This is a genomic window from Salinivibrio sp. EAGSL, from assembly GCF_013366455.1.
GTDB lineage: Bacteria > Pseudomonadota > Gammaproteobacteria > Enterobacterales > Vibrionaceae > Salinivibrio > Salinivibrio costicola.
On the sequence record NZ_JABWMG010000021.1, the window covers coordinates 1 to 17,413 of the forward strand.

Sequence of the window (17,413 nt, forward strand, 5' to 3'; positions counted from 1 at the left end):
GTATCTGTATATGATCATCGATATTTACAGTCGGAAAATCGTCGGTTGGGAGGTTCATGACCGTGAATGCGGTACGCTTGCGTCTCAACTCATTGAACGCGCGACACTCAGTGAAGGTTGCTTGGTAAAACCGCGTTATCTACACGCTGACAATGGCGCGCCGATGAAGTCACTGACCTTACGCGCAAAGCTGGATGAAATGGATATCCGTACCTCCTTCAACCGCCCTGGTGTCAGTAACGATAATGCCTACTCAGAATCATTGTTCCGCACAGCCAAATATCGCCCTAACTACCCGGCACATGGCTTTGAAGGACTGGGTGCTGCGCGTGAATGGATGTTGAACTTCGTCAACTGGTACAACAATGAACATCGTCAAAGCGCAATCAAGTTCGTCACGCCAGCGCAAAGGCACCGCAACCAAGATACTCAGGTGTTAGCAAAACGGCATGCCATTTATCAGCAGGCAAAAGCCAAGCATCCTGAGCGTTGGGTTAAAGAAACGCGTGACTGGACGCCTGTTAGTGCTGTCACGCTAAATCCAGGAAAACCAGAAGACAATCAACAAGGCGGTCAAAAAAGAGCCGCTTAATTAGGAAACCTAGTCAACTACCTTGAAATCTACCGGTGTCGCAAGCACTGTATTGAGCAATAATTACGGGTGGCCAGTTGCACGCCGTTAACATTGAATCGTCCGAGTAGCTTGGCATCACCCCGGGGTGAGCGATGGTATCGTCGGTAGGAATACCGTCTTTAAACATACAGTTACGCTTAAACCACTCATGGTGTCCTAGGATGTATTCTCGAATCTCGTACCATCCCTTCGACCCCGCAATCACCGCGTACAATGAAGCAAAAAGCAGGTCGAATAGCGGGTAGGTTATCTTGGCACTCTGGGGGTTATCATCAACGGCGCTGAAGTCGTCTTTAAATGTATCGATATCCACGGTATCTATCCCGAACTATTTTAGAATCGGCCTATATGATCACAGCCAGAGGCGATCGTCAAACTGATCCTTTTTTGGTTAAAAAACGTTCGCGCTCTCGCCCTGGGCATCACCCCAAGCAAGTTAAAGTGCTGCGCCACGAGTGCAAAAAACGCTGCCGCCACTGTGAAAACCACAGCGAAAGCAGCAAAGTTATCATCACAGCCATGTACCACAAGCCGCTGCCCAGCAGCGTCGTCACCGCAGAGACTCTGGCCACCGTTGTGGTGAGCAAGTATGCCTGCGGCCTGCCGTTATACCGCGTCGAAAAAAGCTGGCCGGTTCGGCTTCGAGCTCAAGCGCATCACCCTCGCAAGCTGAATAATTAAAACGATCGAGCTGCTGTCGCCGTTGTACCTAGCCATAAAGAGAAACTTCCTCGGGAAGCCGGTTGCCCACGATGAAGAGACAAAGATTCATGCGCTGAAAGAGCCAGCCAAGACAGCCCGGAGCAAAGCACTGGTGGTGCTGAACGACTAACCGTGCCGGGGCACGCCCATGGCCGACGGCTAGTCAGTTTGGCGGGTACGAAATAACATGACCCACCTCGGATGTTGGGCGCATGCCCGGTGCATGTTCAAAGATGCCCCCGGTCTGAGTCCGATATAGGAAGGACAGGCCCTGAGTTATATTCAGACGTTGTATGCCGCGGAGAAAAAGCAAAATCCTTGTCGTCACCAGAAAGGCATGCAATGAGACAGAAAGAAAGTATCCTGACACCGGGGACCCTGCCCGACCCTGAATTAGGCTAAGATAATTGTCGCTGGACCGGACACAAGAATTTTCGCTCTATAGATAGCGCTTTCTTTCATTTCTGATTACAATGTTGCATTATATCTACCAATTGAAATCAGGCCCTAAACATAAGGGAGTAACGTTGATCACTATCAAAGAAGTTGCGGAATTAGCTAATGTTTCTCAATCGACAGTCTCAAGATCTATCAATGGTCACAGTTCAGTTAAAGAGTCTAACCGTCAGAAAGTATTCGATGCTATTGAAAAACTTGGCTACCGACCAAATTCATTCGCACAGGCTCTTGCATCAAGCCGTTCTAACAGTATTGGCATGTTAGTCGGTTCACTTGACAGCCCTTTCTACGGCCCACTCATGCATCACACTGAACGTGTTATCCGTAATCATAACAATCATTTGATTGTCACTAGTGGACAAGAATCATACGACAAAGAAAAAGACTCAGTAGAGTTTCTAATGAACAAAGGCGTCGACGGGCTAATTCTCCACTCGGATATACTTTCGGATGATGAGCTAATAAGTGTCGTTGACCGTAAACCCGCGACGATAATATTGAATCGCCATATACCTGACATAGAAGAAAATTGTATTTACTTAGATAATGAGTATGGGGGTTACTTGGCAACCCACTACATTCTTAGTCAAGGACATCAGCATGTTGGCTGCATTACTGGACAGCTCAGTAAAGGAGACAGCAGGGACAGGCTCCAAGGGTACAGAGCCGCACTCAACAAATTTCACATTCCTTATAACCCTCATTACGTCATAGAAGGAAGGTTTGACTATCAAAGCAAGGATATGCACATTCAACGCCTATTAGATAGAGCTCCTGAAATTACGGCCATTTTCTGTCAAAACGATAATATTGCTCTATCCGTATATGATGTAGCTACAGAACGCGGTTTAGCTATTGGCAAAGATCTCTCTGTTGTTGGCTTTGATAATGATTATAGAAGTACGCATGTTAGACCTCGATTAACGAGTGTGAATTTCCCGGTAGCAGAAATGGGAGAACAAGCGGCTAACTGCGTTCTAGCAATGGTTCAAGATATACCTATGCACAAGCAACGACCCTTACTTCCAACTTTGATCGAACGCGATTCAGTTGCACTTCGAACTGAAACTCCTATTTAATTAATTAATGTAGTATGAGGATAAAAATGGATTGTCCAAATATATCACCTTTCTATCAGTTATTTTAGCGCTGTCCAAGATGTTTTTGTAATACTGGTCAAATAATGACTGCAGTTCGCCAGATTCTTCTGTTCTCATAAGCGCTTTTTCCAACATTGTTGCTAGATCGGGTCGCTTTAAATTCACATAAAAAACAATAGGAAGTGGATAATAAATAGCCCAAGACATCTCAATCTTTAGTTCACTTGACAAAGAGGAGTTTTCGATAACCTTTTCAGCTTCAATAGCACCCAGTGGAACATAATCTACTTTAGCATCACGTAACATCTTGAGCATCTGGTCTAGCGTTCCCTTTTCAACCACCTCATGTCCATTTTTACGGAATAGCTCAGCATCAGCCCAATGAGCTGGTATTCCCGCGATCTTTTGTCTTAGATCATTAACTGTAGTCACATCAAATTTAGATTTTCTATCGTTGTTTATCACTAATAACCGCCAACCCATGACTCCTCTTGCAAGTGGAAGCGGAACTTCAATAAAATCTCGACCTACAAATTTCTGATTACCGGCTACAGTAGCAAGCAGGCTTGCACCATTATCCAGCACCTCACCTTCTTGAACAGGATCACTATAGCTCGTCGTATTGTTCACTAGAGTTTCGGTGATGCGCATTTTCTCTAACAATAACTTAAGAACCTCTAATTCATAATGTTGCCGCACTAAGGACTTGTTACCATTCCAAAACTCTATCATTGACTAATCTCACACCTCTAAATGTCGCTACCTTACCTACCCAAACCTGAAAAGAAAGCGATTTCTTAAAGATGAACGCGAATAATGTGATCGACCCCAAAATCACAGAAAAAACCCATTGATACAGATCAACAAACTAAGAATATTTCTCTTTTTTAACAACCTCATCGTCACTAATTGATAATTTTTCGCACTTGGTTATCAATCTCATCAGAAAAAAAAGTCTACTAAACAACATTTTATGATTTTCCTCCCAAAACTTTTAATCGCCGTTAGATTGTGATCTGTTAGAGATTTTCAATATTGATTTTTGAACATAGGTTTTAGATGGGATACAAAGAAAGCGCTTTCTTACGTGGTTTAGATCAGACGTTGAACAACTAACCGAGGAAAAAATAATGAGAATGACCTTACTTGCTACACTCGCTTTCAGTCTCGCTATAACACCGGCAACACACGCTAGTGACATCGAGCATGGAGGTACATTGACAGTTCCGATTATCAACACAGGCTTTGTCGATAACTATAACCCCTATACAACTAAAGACTTGCTACACGGTGTCATGTTCGAACCATTGATGGTTTTCAACAATATGACAGGCGAAACCAACTTTCGACTCGCTAAGTCTTATTCCTACTCCGATGATCTTAAAACCATTACGTTACAGCTTCGTGACGATCTGAAATGGTCTGATGGAACCGATTTGACGGCCGAGGATGTTGTGTTTAGCTTCATGCTCACTAAAGAAGCTCCCGCATTTGATCAAAAAGGTATTTGGTCTGGCGGTAACCTGCAAAGTATCGTCGCAATAGATTCGACCACAGTAAGCTTTGAGTTAAAAGAACCCGATTCAACCTTCGTATGGAACCTCGAGCGCTATCATATTGTTCCAAAGCATATTTGGGGCGAAGTCGAAGATTTTACTACTTTCACCAATCCTGATCCGGTCGGTAGCGGTCCAATGACAGAGGTCAGCTATTTAAAATCTCAACAAATGGAATTATGCCGTAATCCACACTACTATATTGAGAATAAGCCTTACTTAGATTGTATCAACTTCCGCTCATACAATGATAACTCGCAGATACAGCCTGCACTTATTAAGGGAGAAATTGACTGGGGTTCAAACTTTATCGCAAGTGTTGAATCGACCTTTGTTAAAGCAAATGAAGAGAATCATCATTACTGGTATCCAGCTAACGATGCTATCCACTTGTATGTAAACACTAAAAAGCCACCGTTCGATGACGTAAAAGTACGTCAAGCTCTCTCAATGGCGCTAGACCGAGAAGCCATTGTCGATATAGCTGCATATGGATATCCAACAGCAAACTATAATACCGGAGGCATTGCTGAACTATACAAGAATCATATCGACAAAGATGTTAATAAAGATTATGGGTTTTTAACCGAGTATAATCCAGATAAAGCTAAGAGCCTCCTGGATAAGTCAGGTATTATTGATCGCGATGGTGACGGTTACCGTGATAATAAAGATGGTTCGGAAATCAGTTTTGATATAGAAGTTGTCAATGGATGGACGGATTGGATTCAAGTAGTCCAAATGGTAACAGAATATTATGACGAAATTGGTATACAGGCAAATATAAAGACTGTTGACTGGGCTGTATATGATAAAAACCTAAAAGACGGAAATTATAGTATGGCAATTAATTGGTCAATGGTCGCTGCTAATCCGATCATGGCCTTTCAAGAATATTACGCAACGTCTAGAATTGGAAAAACATGGCATGCTGGCCACGGTGTTCACTCTAAAAAAATTGACAAACTGATAGAAAGTTTTGGTCAAACTGGCGATAAAAAAGAGCAAAAGGAAATCATTTCCAAGCTTCAGGAGTTCACGGCTAAAAAACTCCCTTTCATCCCTCTCTTTTCCAATCCAACATGGTTCCAGTATAGCACTGAACGTATTGTTGGTTGGCCAAATGAGGAAAATCCGTACGTTCAACCTGTATGGTATGATGGAGGGAAACGAGTAATCATTATTAACAATTTACATTTGAAATAATTGTTTATTTAAAAAGGGAGATGCAAGCTTGCTTGCGTCTCTATTTAAGGATTAGTTATGTGGTTTTTAGTTCGCAGATTCAGCTTTTATTTTACTGCTTTTATCATAGCGATATCATTCAATTTCATGTTGCCGAGATTAATGCCAGGTGACCCAGTAGATGCACTTTTTGCCGCAGCCCAGGGGCAAATGGATCCGTCACAAATGGACGCGGTTAGAGAAATGTATGGATTCGTAGATGGCAATATATTTATTCAATATCTTTCATATATGAAGAGCATTTTCACTCTTGATTTAGGTCCATCTATACTTATGTTTCCTGTCAGTGTTTCAGAAGTTATAGCAATGGCGTTACCATGGACAATATTTCTTGCAGTCGGCTCTTTGATCGTGTCACTTATCATTGGAGTAAGTATTGGGACATACGCTTCTTATCGAAGAGAAGGTATTTTTGGTCAATTTATTCCACCCATTTTAGCTTTCATTAGCAGCTTCCCTTATGTTGTTACAGCTCTATTACTTTTCTACATTTTCGGTCTCAAACTAGAGGTTCTTCCACTTGCTTATACTCATGATCCAGCAATCGATGTTGGATTTACCTGGGAATTCGTGAAAAGTGTGGCAAAGCATGCAGTATTACCAGTTGGTTCGATGGTCATTGTCGGGATTTCTCCATGGGTATTTAACATGAGAAATGCAATGATAAATGTACTGGGTGAAGATTATATAACGATGTCTGAGGCAAAGGGACTAAGTACCTATCGCATTATGTATCGGTATGCAGGTAGAAACGCTATTTTGCCAGTAGCTACTGCTATTGCCATGGCAATAGGCTTCTCATTTGCCGGCTCGATACTGACTGAAGTTATTTTTAACTATCAGGGTCTAGGAAATATTTTGCTAAAGAGCATTGTCGCAAGGGACTATCCACTAATTCAAGCGATTTTACTTATATTAGTCACAGCTGTTTTAACTGCAAATTTTATAGCTGACCTTCTATATGTTTGGCTTGACCCTCGAATCTCCAATTAAGGTATATTATGGACAAGTATATTTACAATGAACATTCAGACGGCTCAAGTGGCAATTTGTATACTCCTAGCTCTTTACGGAAGAGAGTCAAAGATACTCTGAATAAAACATACTCATTCTTTTTTGGTAATCCCCCAGCAATTATTGGTGGGTTCCTCATTGTCGTCATGTTGGTTGCAGCGTTATTCGCTCCTATTCTTGCGACTCATGACCCGGATCGTCGGGTTGCAAGACCTCACGTGGCTCCAAATGCAGAGCACATTTTAGGAACGACCCGAAGTGGTCGAGATGTTTACAGCCAAGTTCTTTTCGGTGCACGAAAATCGTTGACAGTTGCAATCACAGCAGGTGGTATTGCAATGACGATTGCTGTCATTATCGGTATATCTGCTGGATACTTTGGTGGGAAAATTGACGAGAGACTAAACTTTCTAACAAATGTTTTCCTGGTATTTCCGCAGTTACCATTACTAATTGTCTTAGCCGCGTTCTTAGGGCAAGTAGGCTCATTAGTGATCACATTGCTACTAGGAATTACATCCTGGCCCTGGGGAGCTAGAGTGATTCGTTCACAAACTCTAGCAATAAGAAATAAGGAGTTTATCACTTCTGCTGAAGTCATGGGCGAATCCAAGCTGCGCATCTTGCTCGTAGAAATACTGCCTAACTTGGTATCTATTGTATTCGGTGGATTTTTAGGAGCGGTCATCTATGCCATGGGCGCAGAAGCTGGATTAGGGATACTAGGTTTAGGAGATGCGACTGAAGTTAGTTGGGGGTCAATGCTTTATTGGGCGCAAACGTCTTCTTCTTTATATACAGGTGCATGGTGGGAAATGTTAGTTCCTGCAATTGCTCTAGCTATAACAGGTGGTGCTCTCTCATTGATAAATATGTCCATTGATCAAGTCAGTAACCCTAAACTCAAAACAGGTCGTCACATAAAAGTATGGCATCGACTAAAAAGAGAAGCAGATATTAAGAGGGGGATAAAATGAGCAACTTGTTAGAGATTAATAATTTATGTGTAGACTACGTTTCGCCTAACGGTCTCGCTCGAGCTGTAAATTGTGCGAACCTTTCTATCTCTAAAGGTGAAACAATTGGCCTAGCTGGAGAATCAGGATGTGGTAAAAGTACACTTGCATTCGCTATTTCACGTTTACACAAGGCCCCTGCTCTAATCTCAGAAGGTGAGATCATTTACAACAAAAAAGACGTTTTGAAAATGAACGATAAAGAGTTGAGAAAGTTCAGATGGAATGATGTCTCTATCGTTTTCCAAAGCGCAATGAACTCACTTAATCCAGTCATCACCATTGGTGAACAACTAACTGATGTTCTTCAAGCTCATAAAGACATTCCATACAAACTAGCCTATGAGAAGGGTATCGAGCTGTTAAACACAGTTGGTATGCACGGAGATAGAATGGAAAGCTATCCCCATCAACTTAGTGGTGGAATGAGACAACGCGTAGTTATAGCAATAGCGCTAGCACTTGAACCCAAACTTATTATTATGGACGAGCCAACTACAGCTCTTGATGTCGTTGTTGAGAGAGAAATTCTTAATGAGCTTTATGAATTGAAAGAAAAATTCGGATTCTCAATACTTTTCATCAGTCATGATCTTAGTCTAATGGGAGAAATTGCTGATAGAATTGCTGTTATGTATGCGGGAAATATCGTAGAGATTGGTACTGCGGAAAAGGTATTTTCTGAGCCACAACATCCATACACGAAAGGGCTCATTTCATCATTTCCTACAATTCATGGCCCTAAAGAAAGACTCTACGGCATTCCTGGCAACCCCGTTAATCTCTTAGATTTGCCTAAAGGGTGCAATTTTCAAGCTCGTTGTAATGAGTGCTTTTCGCGATGTAAAGAAAGTGAGCCTGAATTAGTTAGTGCCAGTAATGGCAGTTATGTGTCATGCCATCTTATATAATAGGTAAATGAAATGAAAAAAGATAATCTTCCTGAGATAATTCTTTCAATTCAAGGACTGACCAAAGACTTTCCGGTTGGCCAGTCACTGAAAAGTAACCTTATGCGAGCTGTAAACGATGTTTCCTTTGAACTGCGAAAAGGAGAAGCATTAGCGATTGTCGGTGAATCTGGTTCGGGTAAAAGTACCGGAGCTAGAATATTGACACGTATTTTCGATAAAACAGCTGGAAATATACTGTTTAAAGGCCAAGAGTTAGACCAATATATTAAAGAGAACGGGGAGCTTGAATATGCTCGACAAGTTCAAATGATTTTTCAAGATCCATTCGGATCATTGAACCCTGTACACTCTATCTATCACCATATATCAAGACCCCTCATTATTCACAATCGGGCGGAAAAGAGATTTATTCCTAAACTCGTATACGAGCTACTAGATTTGGTTGGTCTCTCACCTGCCATAGAAACCGCTGAAAAGTATCCCCATGAATTGAGCGGAGGTCAAAGACAACGAGTAGCGATAGCACGTGCTCTAGCCGTAGACCCGGAGATTATTCTAGCAGATGAGCCAATATCAATGTTAGATGTATCCGTTAGGTTAGGTATTCTAAACCTTATGTCAGATCTTAAAGATAAACATGACATCTCATTTATGTATATAACACACGATATAGCCACAGCACGTTATTTCGCAGAAAAAACCGCGGTTATGTACGTTGGACATCTTGTTGAATGGGGTGACAGTGATAAAGTAACTCAAAACCCTCATCACCCTTATTCTCAACTGTTGCTTTCTGCAGTTCCTGAGGTAGGAAAGGCAGGAAAACGCGAACTTTCGGCAAAAAAAGCGGAAATACCTTTTTGGAAGCCTACCAGTATTGGTTGTCCATTTGTAGGTAGATGTTTAAAAGCCTCGGAGAAATGTAAGAGTACTCTTCCTGCGCCTACTCTAGTCGCAGAGGATCATTATGTACGCTGTCATCATATTTACTCTTAGGTCAATTTTTTACCGTATAAATATCTGTGCGTTCCCTCTAGGAAAAACAGTAAAAAACTTAATATTAATGCAGTAAGGATCTAATATGAATTTCAATTTCATTACAAATAGACAGGTCTCGGGTGAAATTTTAGATTTCGAAGGAGAAAAATTTTACAAAATATCGAACGTCGATGAAATGTCACCTTTTTTCATAAGTGTAGTTTCATCAGGCGATCATTATATTTTTATTTCCTCAACAGGTTCTCTGGCAGCAGGGAGAGTTAGACCAGAGAACGCACTCTTCCCATACCGCTCTGTAGATCATATCCATGAAAACGCCGAAAACACTGGTTCAAAAACAATAGTAAGAGTCAAAAATGATGATTATATTAAATTATGGGAACCGTTTAATAAGCATCATGAAGGCCTATATAAAATACAAAGAAACATTTATAAAAATACCATTGGCGATAAAATAGTTTTTGAAGAAGAAAATCACACATTAGGTCTAGTCTTTAAATATTCTTGGACCTCATCAGAACACTATGGTTTCATTAGAGAGTCGGAAATTTCCAATATTTCTGATATAAACGTATCGTTAGACATACTTGATGGAATACAGAATATACTTCCACCGGGAGCTCCTCTTTCGGCTCTTCAAACACGTAGTGCGCTAGTTGATGCATACAAAGTAAATGAACGTGTAGAAAAATCTTCACTGGCACTTTACACCATGTATGCAAAGTTAAGCGATAAAGCCGAACCAGCTGAGTCGTTACTCGCAACATCAGTGTTTTCGATTGATCTTAACCGTAAAGATAATAATATACTTATTAGTAGTGGACAGTTAGATGAATTTCGGCGAAATAAAAGTGTAAAAGAAGAAACTCTTACAAAAGGAGTTAGAGGGAGTTATTTTGTTGAAAAAAGTCTGGATTTGTTAAAAAATCAATCGAAAGGTTGGATGATAGTTGCTGACATCGATAAAGATCACCGATCGGTGCAGAGCTTGAAAAATGATATAGAAAACAAAAGTCAACTATTCACTAAAATAAAAGATAGCATTAAGAGCAATCAATATGATTTGATTAAGTTAATGTCTGGAGCTGATGCATGGCAAGTTAGCGATAATGAAGTATCGTGCATACATCATTATAAAAATGTACTATTCAACTCTATGCGCGGTGGTATCTTCGAAAATAGCTATAAATCGATAAGGCTGATTTTATTTCTACTGTAAGAAATTCAAACATTTCAGCCTTTAGTAAAAATGAGTCGTTCTTTAACGGTCTTCCAAATGAATTTTCTGTCGATGAAATTATTCGCTGGTCAAGAGATCTAGAAGATAGTGATATTGAGAGATTATCTTATGAATATTTGCCTCTAACTTTTGGAAGACGTCATGGTGATCCTAGCAGACCTTGGAATCACTTCGAAATAAAACTTAAAGATCGTGAGGGAGAACGTCTTCTTTCTTATCAAGGTAATTGGAGAGATATATTCCAGAACTGGGAGGCACTTTCTCTTAGCTATCCAAAATTTTTACCTTCATTTATAGCAAAGTTTGTCAATGCATCAACCATTGACGGCTATAATCCCTATCGCATAACAAAAGATGGTATTGATTGGGAATTTTTAGACCCACAAGATCCTTGGAGCAACATAGGCTATTGGGGTGACCACCAAATTATATACTTATCTAAATTTATTGAGCTATTCAAAACCTACGACAAAAAAGATTTTAAAGATCTATTGAATAGAGAGATATATTCTTACTCTAATATTCCATATCGTCTTTGTGACACAGAGAATCTTTTTATTGATCCCAAGAACACGATTACTTTCGACAATGAGCGACAAAATATTATTGACGATCGCTGCAACGAAATAGGAAGTGATGGACGTTTATTAATGAGTAGCAATAACCAAGTTTACTACGTAAGCCTGTTCGAAAAGCTAATAGTTCCTCTACTATCTAAACTTAGTAATTTAGTTATAGATGGTGGGATTTGGTTAAATACTCAAAGACCGGAATGGAACGATGCAAATAATGCAATCGTCGGTAACGGTTTATCTATGGTTACGGTCTATTATATTCGCCGCTACATAAACTTAATGCAAGAGGTAGTTGGTTTGGTGCCTAACCTAATAAGCATTTCTAAAGAAGTATTTGACTGGTCAGTATCTATTCAAAAGATTCTTGCTGACGCTAGCAAAGAAATTCGTCAAAAAACAGTTACACGCCAGACTCGAAAAGCTATATTAACACGTCTTGAGCGATCAGCAGAAAGCTACCGTAACAAAGTCTATTTTCAAGGTTTCTCGCATAAAGTTCAGGTAGAGAGACTGTCTATTGAACAACTACTAGATGTTTCTTTGTTTGTTATTGATTCTACGATTAAAAACAACCGTAGAGATGACGGTCTATATCATTCTTACAATGTGATGTCCTACACTGAAGATGCAATAAATATAGATCCACTTTATCCAATGTTAGAAGGACAAGTCGCAGTTTTGAGCGCAGGAATGTTAAGTCAGAATGAAGTAATAAATGTTATAGAAAGTTTATTTAAAAGCGAAATCTACAGGGAAGATCAAAATAGTTTTATGCTATATCCTGACAGAGAAATCACTAGATTTTTAGAAAAAAATAGCATTTCTGAAGAATATATAAAAGGAAACACTGTCCTTGAAAAAATGCTTGATCTTGGAGATAAAAGGATTATTAATAAGGATTGTTTTGGCTATATTCATTTCAATTCCGACTTTGAAAATTCTTCATATCTTAAAGACGAAATAGAAAAACTAAAAAGTGATTACTTAGGTTATGATGATTCCCAATTTGAGGATATCGAAGATATCTACGAAAGAATATTTAACCATAGGTATTTTACCGGCCGGTCTGGTACCATGTTTGGCTATGAAGGGCTAGGATGTATATACTGGCATATGGTATCTAAGCTTTTGCTCGCAGTCCAAGAAAACTATCTTGTCGCCCGCGATAAAGATATGGATTCAAATATCGTTAATAAGCTTTCCTATTATTATTACAGAGTACGCCAAGGAATAGGGTTTAATAAATCACCACTCGAATATGGTGCTTTCCCAGCCGATCCGTATTCGCATACACCAAAGCAGGCTGGTGCGCAACAACCTGGAATGACAGGACAAGTAAAAGAAGAGATAATCACTCGATTTTCCGAGCTAGGAATTAGTGTTAATAATGGGGAAATAGTTATAAGACCTACTTTACTTGACATTAGCGAATTTTTAAGTGTTAGTACTCAATTTAGCTTTATTGATTTAGAAAAAAATCCTAGAAGCTTTCTGCTTAACAAAGGTCAGTTAGCATTTACATATTGCCAAGTACCTTTTATTTATGAATTAGCGGAAAAGGAGAGCTTAACATGCTTCTTAAAAGACGGTTCTAAGATAGAAAGTGAACAGCTTTATATACCAAAGGATATTTCTGAGAAAATATTTTCCAGAGATGGTTCAATAGAAAAGATCGTATTTCGTATACCAAAACCTAACCTTTATAAAAAAATGAATTAGATATTCAGTATATCGAAAATGCCACCCTCTATGTTATAGAGAGGTGGCATTAACACTTAATACTTTGAGATTAAATAACTCTAAAATTTTTATTAAAAATCGTTAAAATACTCCACTTTATTGATATAAGCGCCTGATAAGAAACGAAGTTTTCATAAAAATATATACTTACCGCCCTTTCAATTATAACATTTTTGTACAGACACCTTTTCTAGCGCAAGGCCAGGTTTAACAAAACTTATACCTAACATGTAATAACCTCGGTCTAACTTTATTTTGCTCCCTTCAACTTCAACTAAATTACCATTGGTTCCATTCAGAGATAGCGTCATACAGAATTGATCATTAATAAATAAACTACATGATGATTGAGCTAAAGCACCTCTCTGATAGCTCATTAAGCTATTAAACTGATAGGTGCTGGGTTCTGTCACCTCAACTGCTATTAAGATATCTTTTTTTGTATTGAGGACGATATCATTTTCAATGGAGTAAATAGGTTCAGTTGGTGGCTTTGTTAAAGCGGGAATTGATTTGATTGGGTCATAAGCTTGCAAAGGGCGATCCATAACAGGTGAACCTATGATAAAACGACAAATATTTATTGCACTTCGCTGTAACTCACCTATTGTAAGCGTACCTTTTTCCAGCGCAATAAGTGTATCATCTCCCATAACGTTACGCTCCGCGCCATCATTACTCACCACCATGTACAGGTCGTTTTGTGCGCGAATCATAAATGAGGTATTAGTTTTTTCTGCTTTTCCTGCGTAGATCGGATGGTTCATTTTCGCCCACCAATCAGTCATCACTATACCTGTATAGCCCCACTCATTTCGTAGAATGGTTGTGTTCAGGTCATAGTTTGATGCTGCCCAATAGCTATTAATCGGGTTATAAGAAGTCATAATACTTGATACTTCACCAAACTTTACCGTTATTTCAAAAGGTTTTATGTGAATGTCTCTTAATGCTCGTTCAGAGACAATGCTATCAACATCTGTGCGTGCAGTTTCCTGATCATTTGCTGCGTAATGTTTTATAGTACCTGTAACTCCAGCCTTTTTAAGACCTCGAGTTTGAGCTGCTGCTAATAAGCCAGTTATTAAAGGATCTTCAGAGAAGTATTCAAAGTTTCGTCCATTCAACGGATTACGGTGGATATTAATGCCGGGGCCGAGAAGAGTATCAATTTGGTTTGCACGGAGCTCTTGACCTACCAAATACAATAGTACCTCATTAAGTGCGGTGTTCCATGTACATCCGAGTAGGGTCCCAATTGGTATTTGAGTTGCTTTATGACCGCTATCCATACGAATTCCAGAAGGTCCATCGGCCGCTGCAGCTACTGGAATACCCATTTTAAATAGACTATCACATACACCACCAAAAGCAGCTGCAGTTCCTGGCGTCACCTTTGGACTACACATTCCCTCACCACGAACAATAGTCGCAAGCTGACTTAGAGTCATTTGGGCCACAAAACTCTCTAAACTTGCCTTATTTTGCTTAACATCATTAAGCTTGATACCACGATCACCTGTAATTTCATAACTTTTTGGTGTATTAAGCTGTATTCGCTTATCCAAAGCAACTGTACGTTGAGGTACAGCTTCATAACTAACTTGAAAGTTACATTTACCGTTTACTTTCCTCGGTTTTAGACGCTCGAAGGATCGAACTGGAGCACAGGCCTCATTTAATCTATTAATCACAAGTAACGCATTTAAATTAAATTTGGCTTCGATTAGTTTGGCTTCACGAACGCTACCCCCTAACATAAACTGGTATGTACCCGCTTCCAAGACATTACAATTACGGTGTCCCGTCACACCAGTATCATCGTAAGATGCCAGTGTGCTAATTGGAATACTGATCTGGACTTCTTCGCTTTCTCCTGGTTGGATCAGTGGAGTTTTACAAAATCCGGCAAGTATTCTAGATGGCTGACCAAGACTACCTTGAGGCATCTCTACATATAACTGAACTACCTCCTTACTCGGATGTATGTGACCACTGTTTGTTATTTTTATATCAAAATAAAGTTGAATATCTGTATCTTTCCCACAGCTTTCAAAAGCGACTAGTTCACGGTGGAAGTTTGTGTATGATAGACCAGCACCAAATTCAAACTGCACTGATTCGGGACTAAAAGTTTCAAAATAACGGTAGCCAACATAAATATCTTCAGCATAGATATTATAATCTTTCCGACCAAAGTTAGAAGAGGAAGGATAATCCCAGATGCTATATGCAATAGTGTCTGTTAATCGCCCGCTTGGTGACTGTAATCCTGAAACAATATCAGCAAGTCCATGACCACTTTCCATGCCAGCAGCCCAACTATAGATTACGGATTTAATAGACTTAGCATTTTCAATAGTATTTAACCAAGCCATATCCATTATATTAGTTACATTCATAACCACGATCACATTGTTAAAATGACAATTAACTTTAGTAATCATATCGATCTCATCTGTAGTAAGGTAATAACTACCCTTTTCCAATGAGTTATCTTTATCTTCTCCCGCCGTGCGCCCTATAAAAATCATGGCTTTGTTAGATTTCGCGGCCGCATCTTTAACTAATTCATCTTGCAGTGGCATCTCTTTTTGAAACCACGGCTCCGCGGCCCAGCCACCACCACCATCATCAAATGGATGATTAGAGATCCATTCCTGGTAAATCGAAATTAGTTCTTCATTTAAGTGGATTCTATCATTGGCCCTCAGCCCCTCTAGTACATTAACCGCGTACGGAACATTTACTGCTCCGCCTGATCCTGTTCCGCTACGATAAGTATCAATTTGGCAACGGCCAAAGAGAGAGACGGTATCTTGTGTATTTATAGGTAATACATTATCGTCATTTTTCAATAGGACTATCCCTTCAGCCGCTGCCTGGCGACTAACAGATACTAGGTCTTTTTGCGCCTGGATGATTTTTTCGCTCACCATATAGGACTCCAATAGTCAATTTCTTAATTTGTCATAATATTCATGATGTTAGGCCACATGATCGTGTAGAGTTTGGTACCAGATACATCATGTTCATCACCTCAATTGGGATACGAGACATACAGGTATTCCCCATTGAGTAAAGTTGAATAGTGTTCGTTTTTTTCTTCAGAAATAGTATGATTAAAAGTATCCTTGTTCTACCAAAATCACGCCATAAAAAGGGATTATTACGACAATGAGCATAACCTACAATCTACACTTACATCAGAAGCACGATCATGTTAAATTTGCTTACGTTGACGGACACCATCTACATGATTTTGCAGAGCATAAACACGATTTCTCCGAACTTTTTCTAGTTATCAGTGGTAGCGGTAAACATTCTGTCGCTGGATATGAGTACTCTCTTAATAAGGGAGACGTATTTGTGATTAATGGCGACGTAGAGCATGGCTTTCGAGATGTCAATCAACTAAAAGTAATTAACTTGATGTTTGACCAAAAGATTCCTTTTTTTGAGACTCCATCCATTAGACAACTGTCCGGATATCAAGCTATGTTCAAAATCGAACCACTAGCGCGTCAAACAACAGATTATCAAGCCAAACTTACGCTCGAAAGCAGTCAGTTATCTTTTGTAAAGAAGATACTTAGAGAGGTAAAGATAGAATATTATGAGTCAAAATCTGGATTCGAGGTTATGCTCACTAGTTTAATGCAACAATTAGTAGTTACTCTAGCTCGTCAGTACCAAAGACAAAGCAATGAGCTTCCACAAACAACATTAGCTCTTAGTCGTGCGCTCATTTTTATTGAGCAAAACTTCAATAAGGTAAGTATAAGTAGTACTGAAATAGCTAAAGCAGCATTTATCAGCCGAAGGCAATTAGAGAGACTATTTCGTGATTTTTTGGGAAAGTCGCCTAATAATTATCTACGTGAGTTACAGTTGAACTTCGCAGCAAAACTTCTATGTGAAGAAAGCCAACAATCCATACAGTACATATCAGAACAATGTGGATTTAGAGACAGTAACTATTTTTCAAAATGTTTCAAGAGCAAGTTTAACTATAGCCCTAGAGTTTATCGAAACCAATTATTAAATGTATCCGTCAAAGTATATTGATTATAAGAAAGATCTGCATTTGACATCTTAAATCTAGGTTATAATGAAAATAGACAATTAAAAGCTGCCGGCTGTTACATCACGCTATAGTATATGAGTGATAAGTATATATAATTTACCGGGCTGTAGCAGTTGGTAAGCTTGTTATAGC

General features: G+C 39.5%; 11 protein-coding genes and 2 pseudogenes. 10 read left to right on the top strand and 3 right to left on the bottom strand.

What is annotated here, in order from left to right; all coding sequences use genetic code 11:
- Window positions 1-592, top strand: a 592-nt coding sequence (locus HLG76_RS12520; protein WP_175993768.1) for a DDE-type integrase/transposase/recombinase, incomplete at its 5' end; no start/stop codon positions are given.
- 130 nt (window positions 593-722) lie between these two features.
- Here HLG76_RS12520 and HLG76_RS12525 read toward each other — a convergent pair.
- Window positions 723-947, bottom strand: a pseudogene (locus HLG76_RS12525) (transposase family protein); the annotation flags it as partial.
- A gap of 35 nt (window positions 948-982) precedes the next feature.
- Here HLG76_RS12525 and HLG76_RS12530 point away from each other — a divergent pair.
- Together HLG76_RS12530 and HLG76_RS12535 are read left to right on the top strand one after the other, a co-directional pair.
- The gene (locus tag HLG76_RS12530; RefSeq protein ID WP_175993769.1) at window positions 983-1,315 is read left to right on the top strand and encodes a hypothetical protein; all 333 of its coding nucleotides are present in this window, start codon (window positions 983-985) and stop codon (window positions 1,313-1,315) included.
- Window positions 1,316-1,863: 548 nt separating this feature from the next.
- On the top strand, window positions 1,864-2,874 hold the full coding sequence (locus HLG76_RS12535; RefSeq protein WP_175993770.1) for a LacI family DNA-binding transcriptional regulator: 1,011 nt from the start codon (window positions 1,864-1,866) through the stop codon (window positions 2,872-2,874).
- On the opposite strand, the gene HLG76_RS12540 is transcribed toward HLG76_RS12535, so the two are convergent.
- Window positions 2,875-3,627: an ABC transporter substrate-binding protein gene (locus HLG76_RS12540; protein ID WP_175993771.1), complete on the bottom strand. Its 753-nt coding sequence runs from the start codon at window positions 3,625-3,627 to the stop codon at window positions 2,875-2,877. It abuts the gene before it with no gap.
- A gap of 395 nt (window positions 3,628-4,022) precedes the next feature.
- Between HLG76_RS12540 and HLG76_RS12545 the strand changes: the two genes are divergently transcribed.
- The 6 genes and pseudogenes from HLG76_RS12545 to HLG76_RS12570 all read left to right on the top strand — a co-directional run bounded on the left by HLG76_RS12545 (window position 4,023) and on the right by HLG76_RS12570 (window position 13,173).
- Window positions 4,023-5,657, top strand: coding sequence for an ABC transporter substrate-binding protein (locus HLG76_RS12545; protein WP_175993788.1), 1,635 nt, complete (start codon window positions 4,023-4,025; stop codon window positions 5,655-5,657).
- Between the two features lie 57 nt (window positions 5,658-5,714).
- A complete protein-coding gene (locus HLG76_RS12550; protein ID WP_152835519.1) occupies window positions 5,715-6,689 on the top strand; it encodes an ABC transporter permease in 975 nt (324 codons plus the stop codon).
- Between the two features lie 8 nt (window positions 6,690-6,697).
- Window positions 6,698-7,687 (top strand): ABC transporter permease, encoded by a 990-nt coding sequence (locus HLG76_RS12555; RefSeq protein WP_175993772.1) that lies wholly within the window; start codon window positions 6,698-6,700, stop codon window positions 7,685-7,687.
- Entirely contained in the window at window positions 7,684-8,637 is a 954-nt protein-coding gene (locus HLG76_RS12560; RefSeq protein WP_175993773.1) for an ABC transporter ATP-binding protein, read from the top strand. The genes HLG76_RS12555 and HLG76_RS12560 overlap by 4 nt, the downstream gene beginning before the upstream one ends.
- A 12-nt stretch (window positions 8,638-8,649) precedes the next feature.
- Window positions 8,650-9,636 (top strand): ABC transporter ATP-binding protein, encoded by a 987-nt coding sequence (locus tag HLG76_RS12565; protein ID WP_175993774.1) that lies wholly within the window; start codon window positions 8,650-8,652, stop codon window positions 9,634-9,636.
- Between the two features lie 85 nt (window positions 9,637-9,721).
- Window positions 9,722-13,173 (top strand): annotated as a pseudogene (locus HLG76_RS12570) (hypothetical protein).
- A gap of 179 nt (window positions 13,174-13,352) precedes the next feature.
- Here the strand turns inward: HLG76_RS12570 and HLG76_RS12575 are convergent.
- Window positions 13,353-16,133 carry a glycoside hydrolase family 3 C-terminal domain-containing protein gene (locus HLG76_RS12575; protein ID WP_175993775.1) on the bottom strand — a complete coding sequence of 927 codons (2,781 nt, stop codon included), beginning with the start codon at window positions 16,131-16,133 and terminating at the stop codon, window positions 13,353-13,355.
- 238 nt (window positions 16,134-16,371) lie between these two features.
- On the opposite strand from HLG76_RS12575, the gene HLG76_RS12580 reads away from it, so the two are divergent.
- Window positions 16,372-17,262, top strand: coding sequence for an AraC family transcriptional regulator (locus tag HLG76_RS12580; protein WP_175993776.1), 891 nt, complete (start codon window positions 16,372-16,374; stop codon window positions 17,260-17,262).
- The last annotated feature ends 151 nt before the right edge of the window (window positions 17,263-17,413 follow it).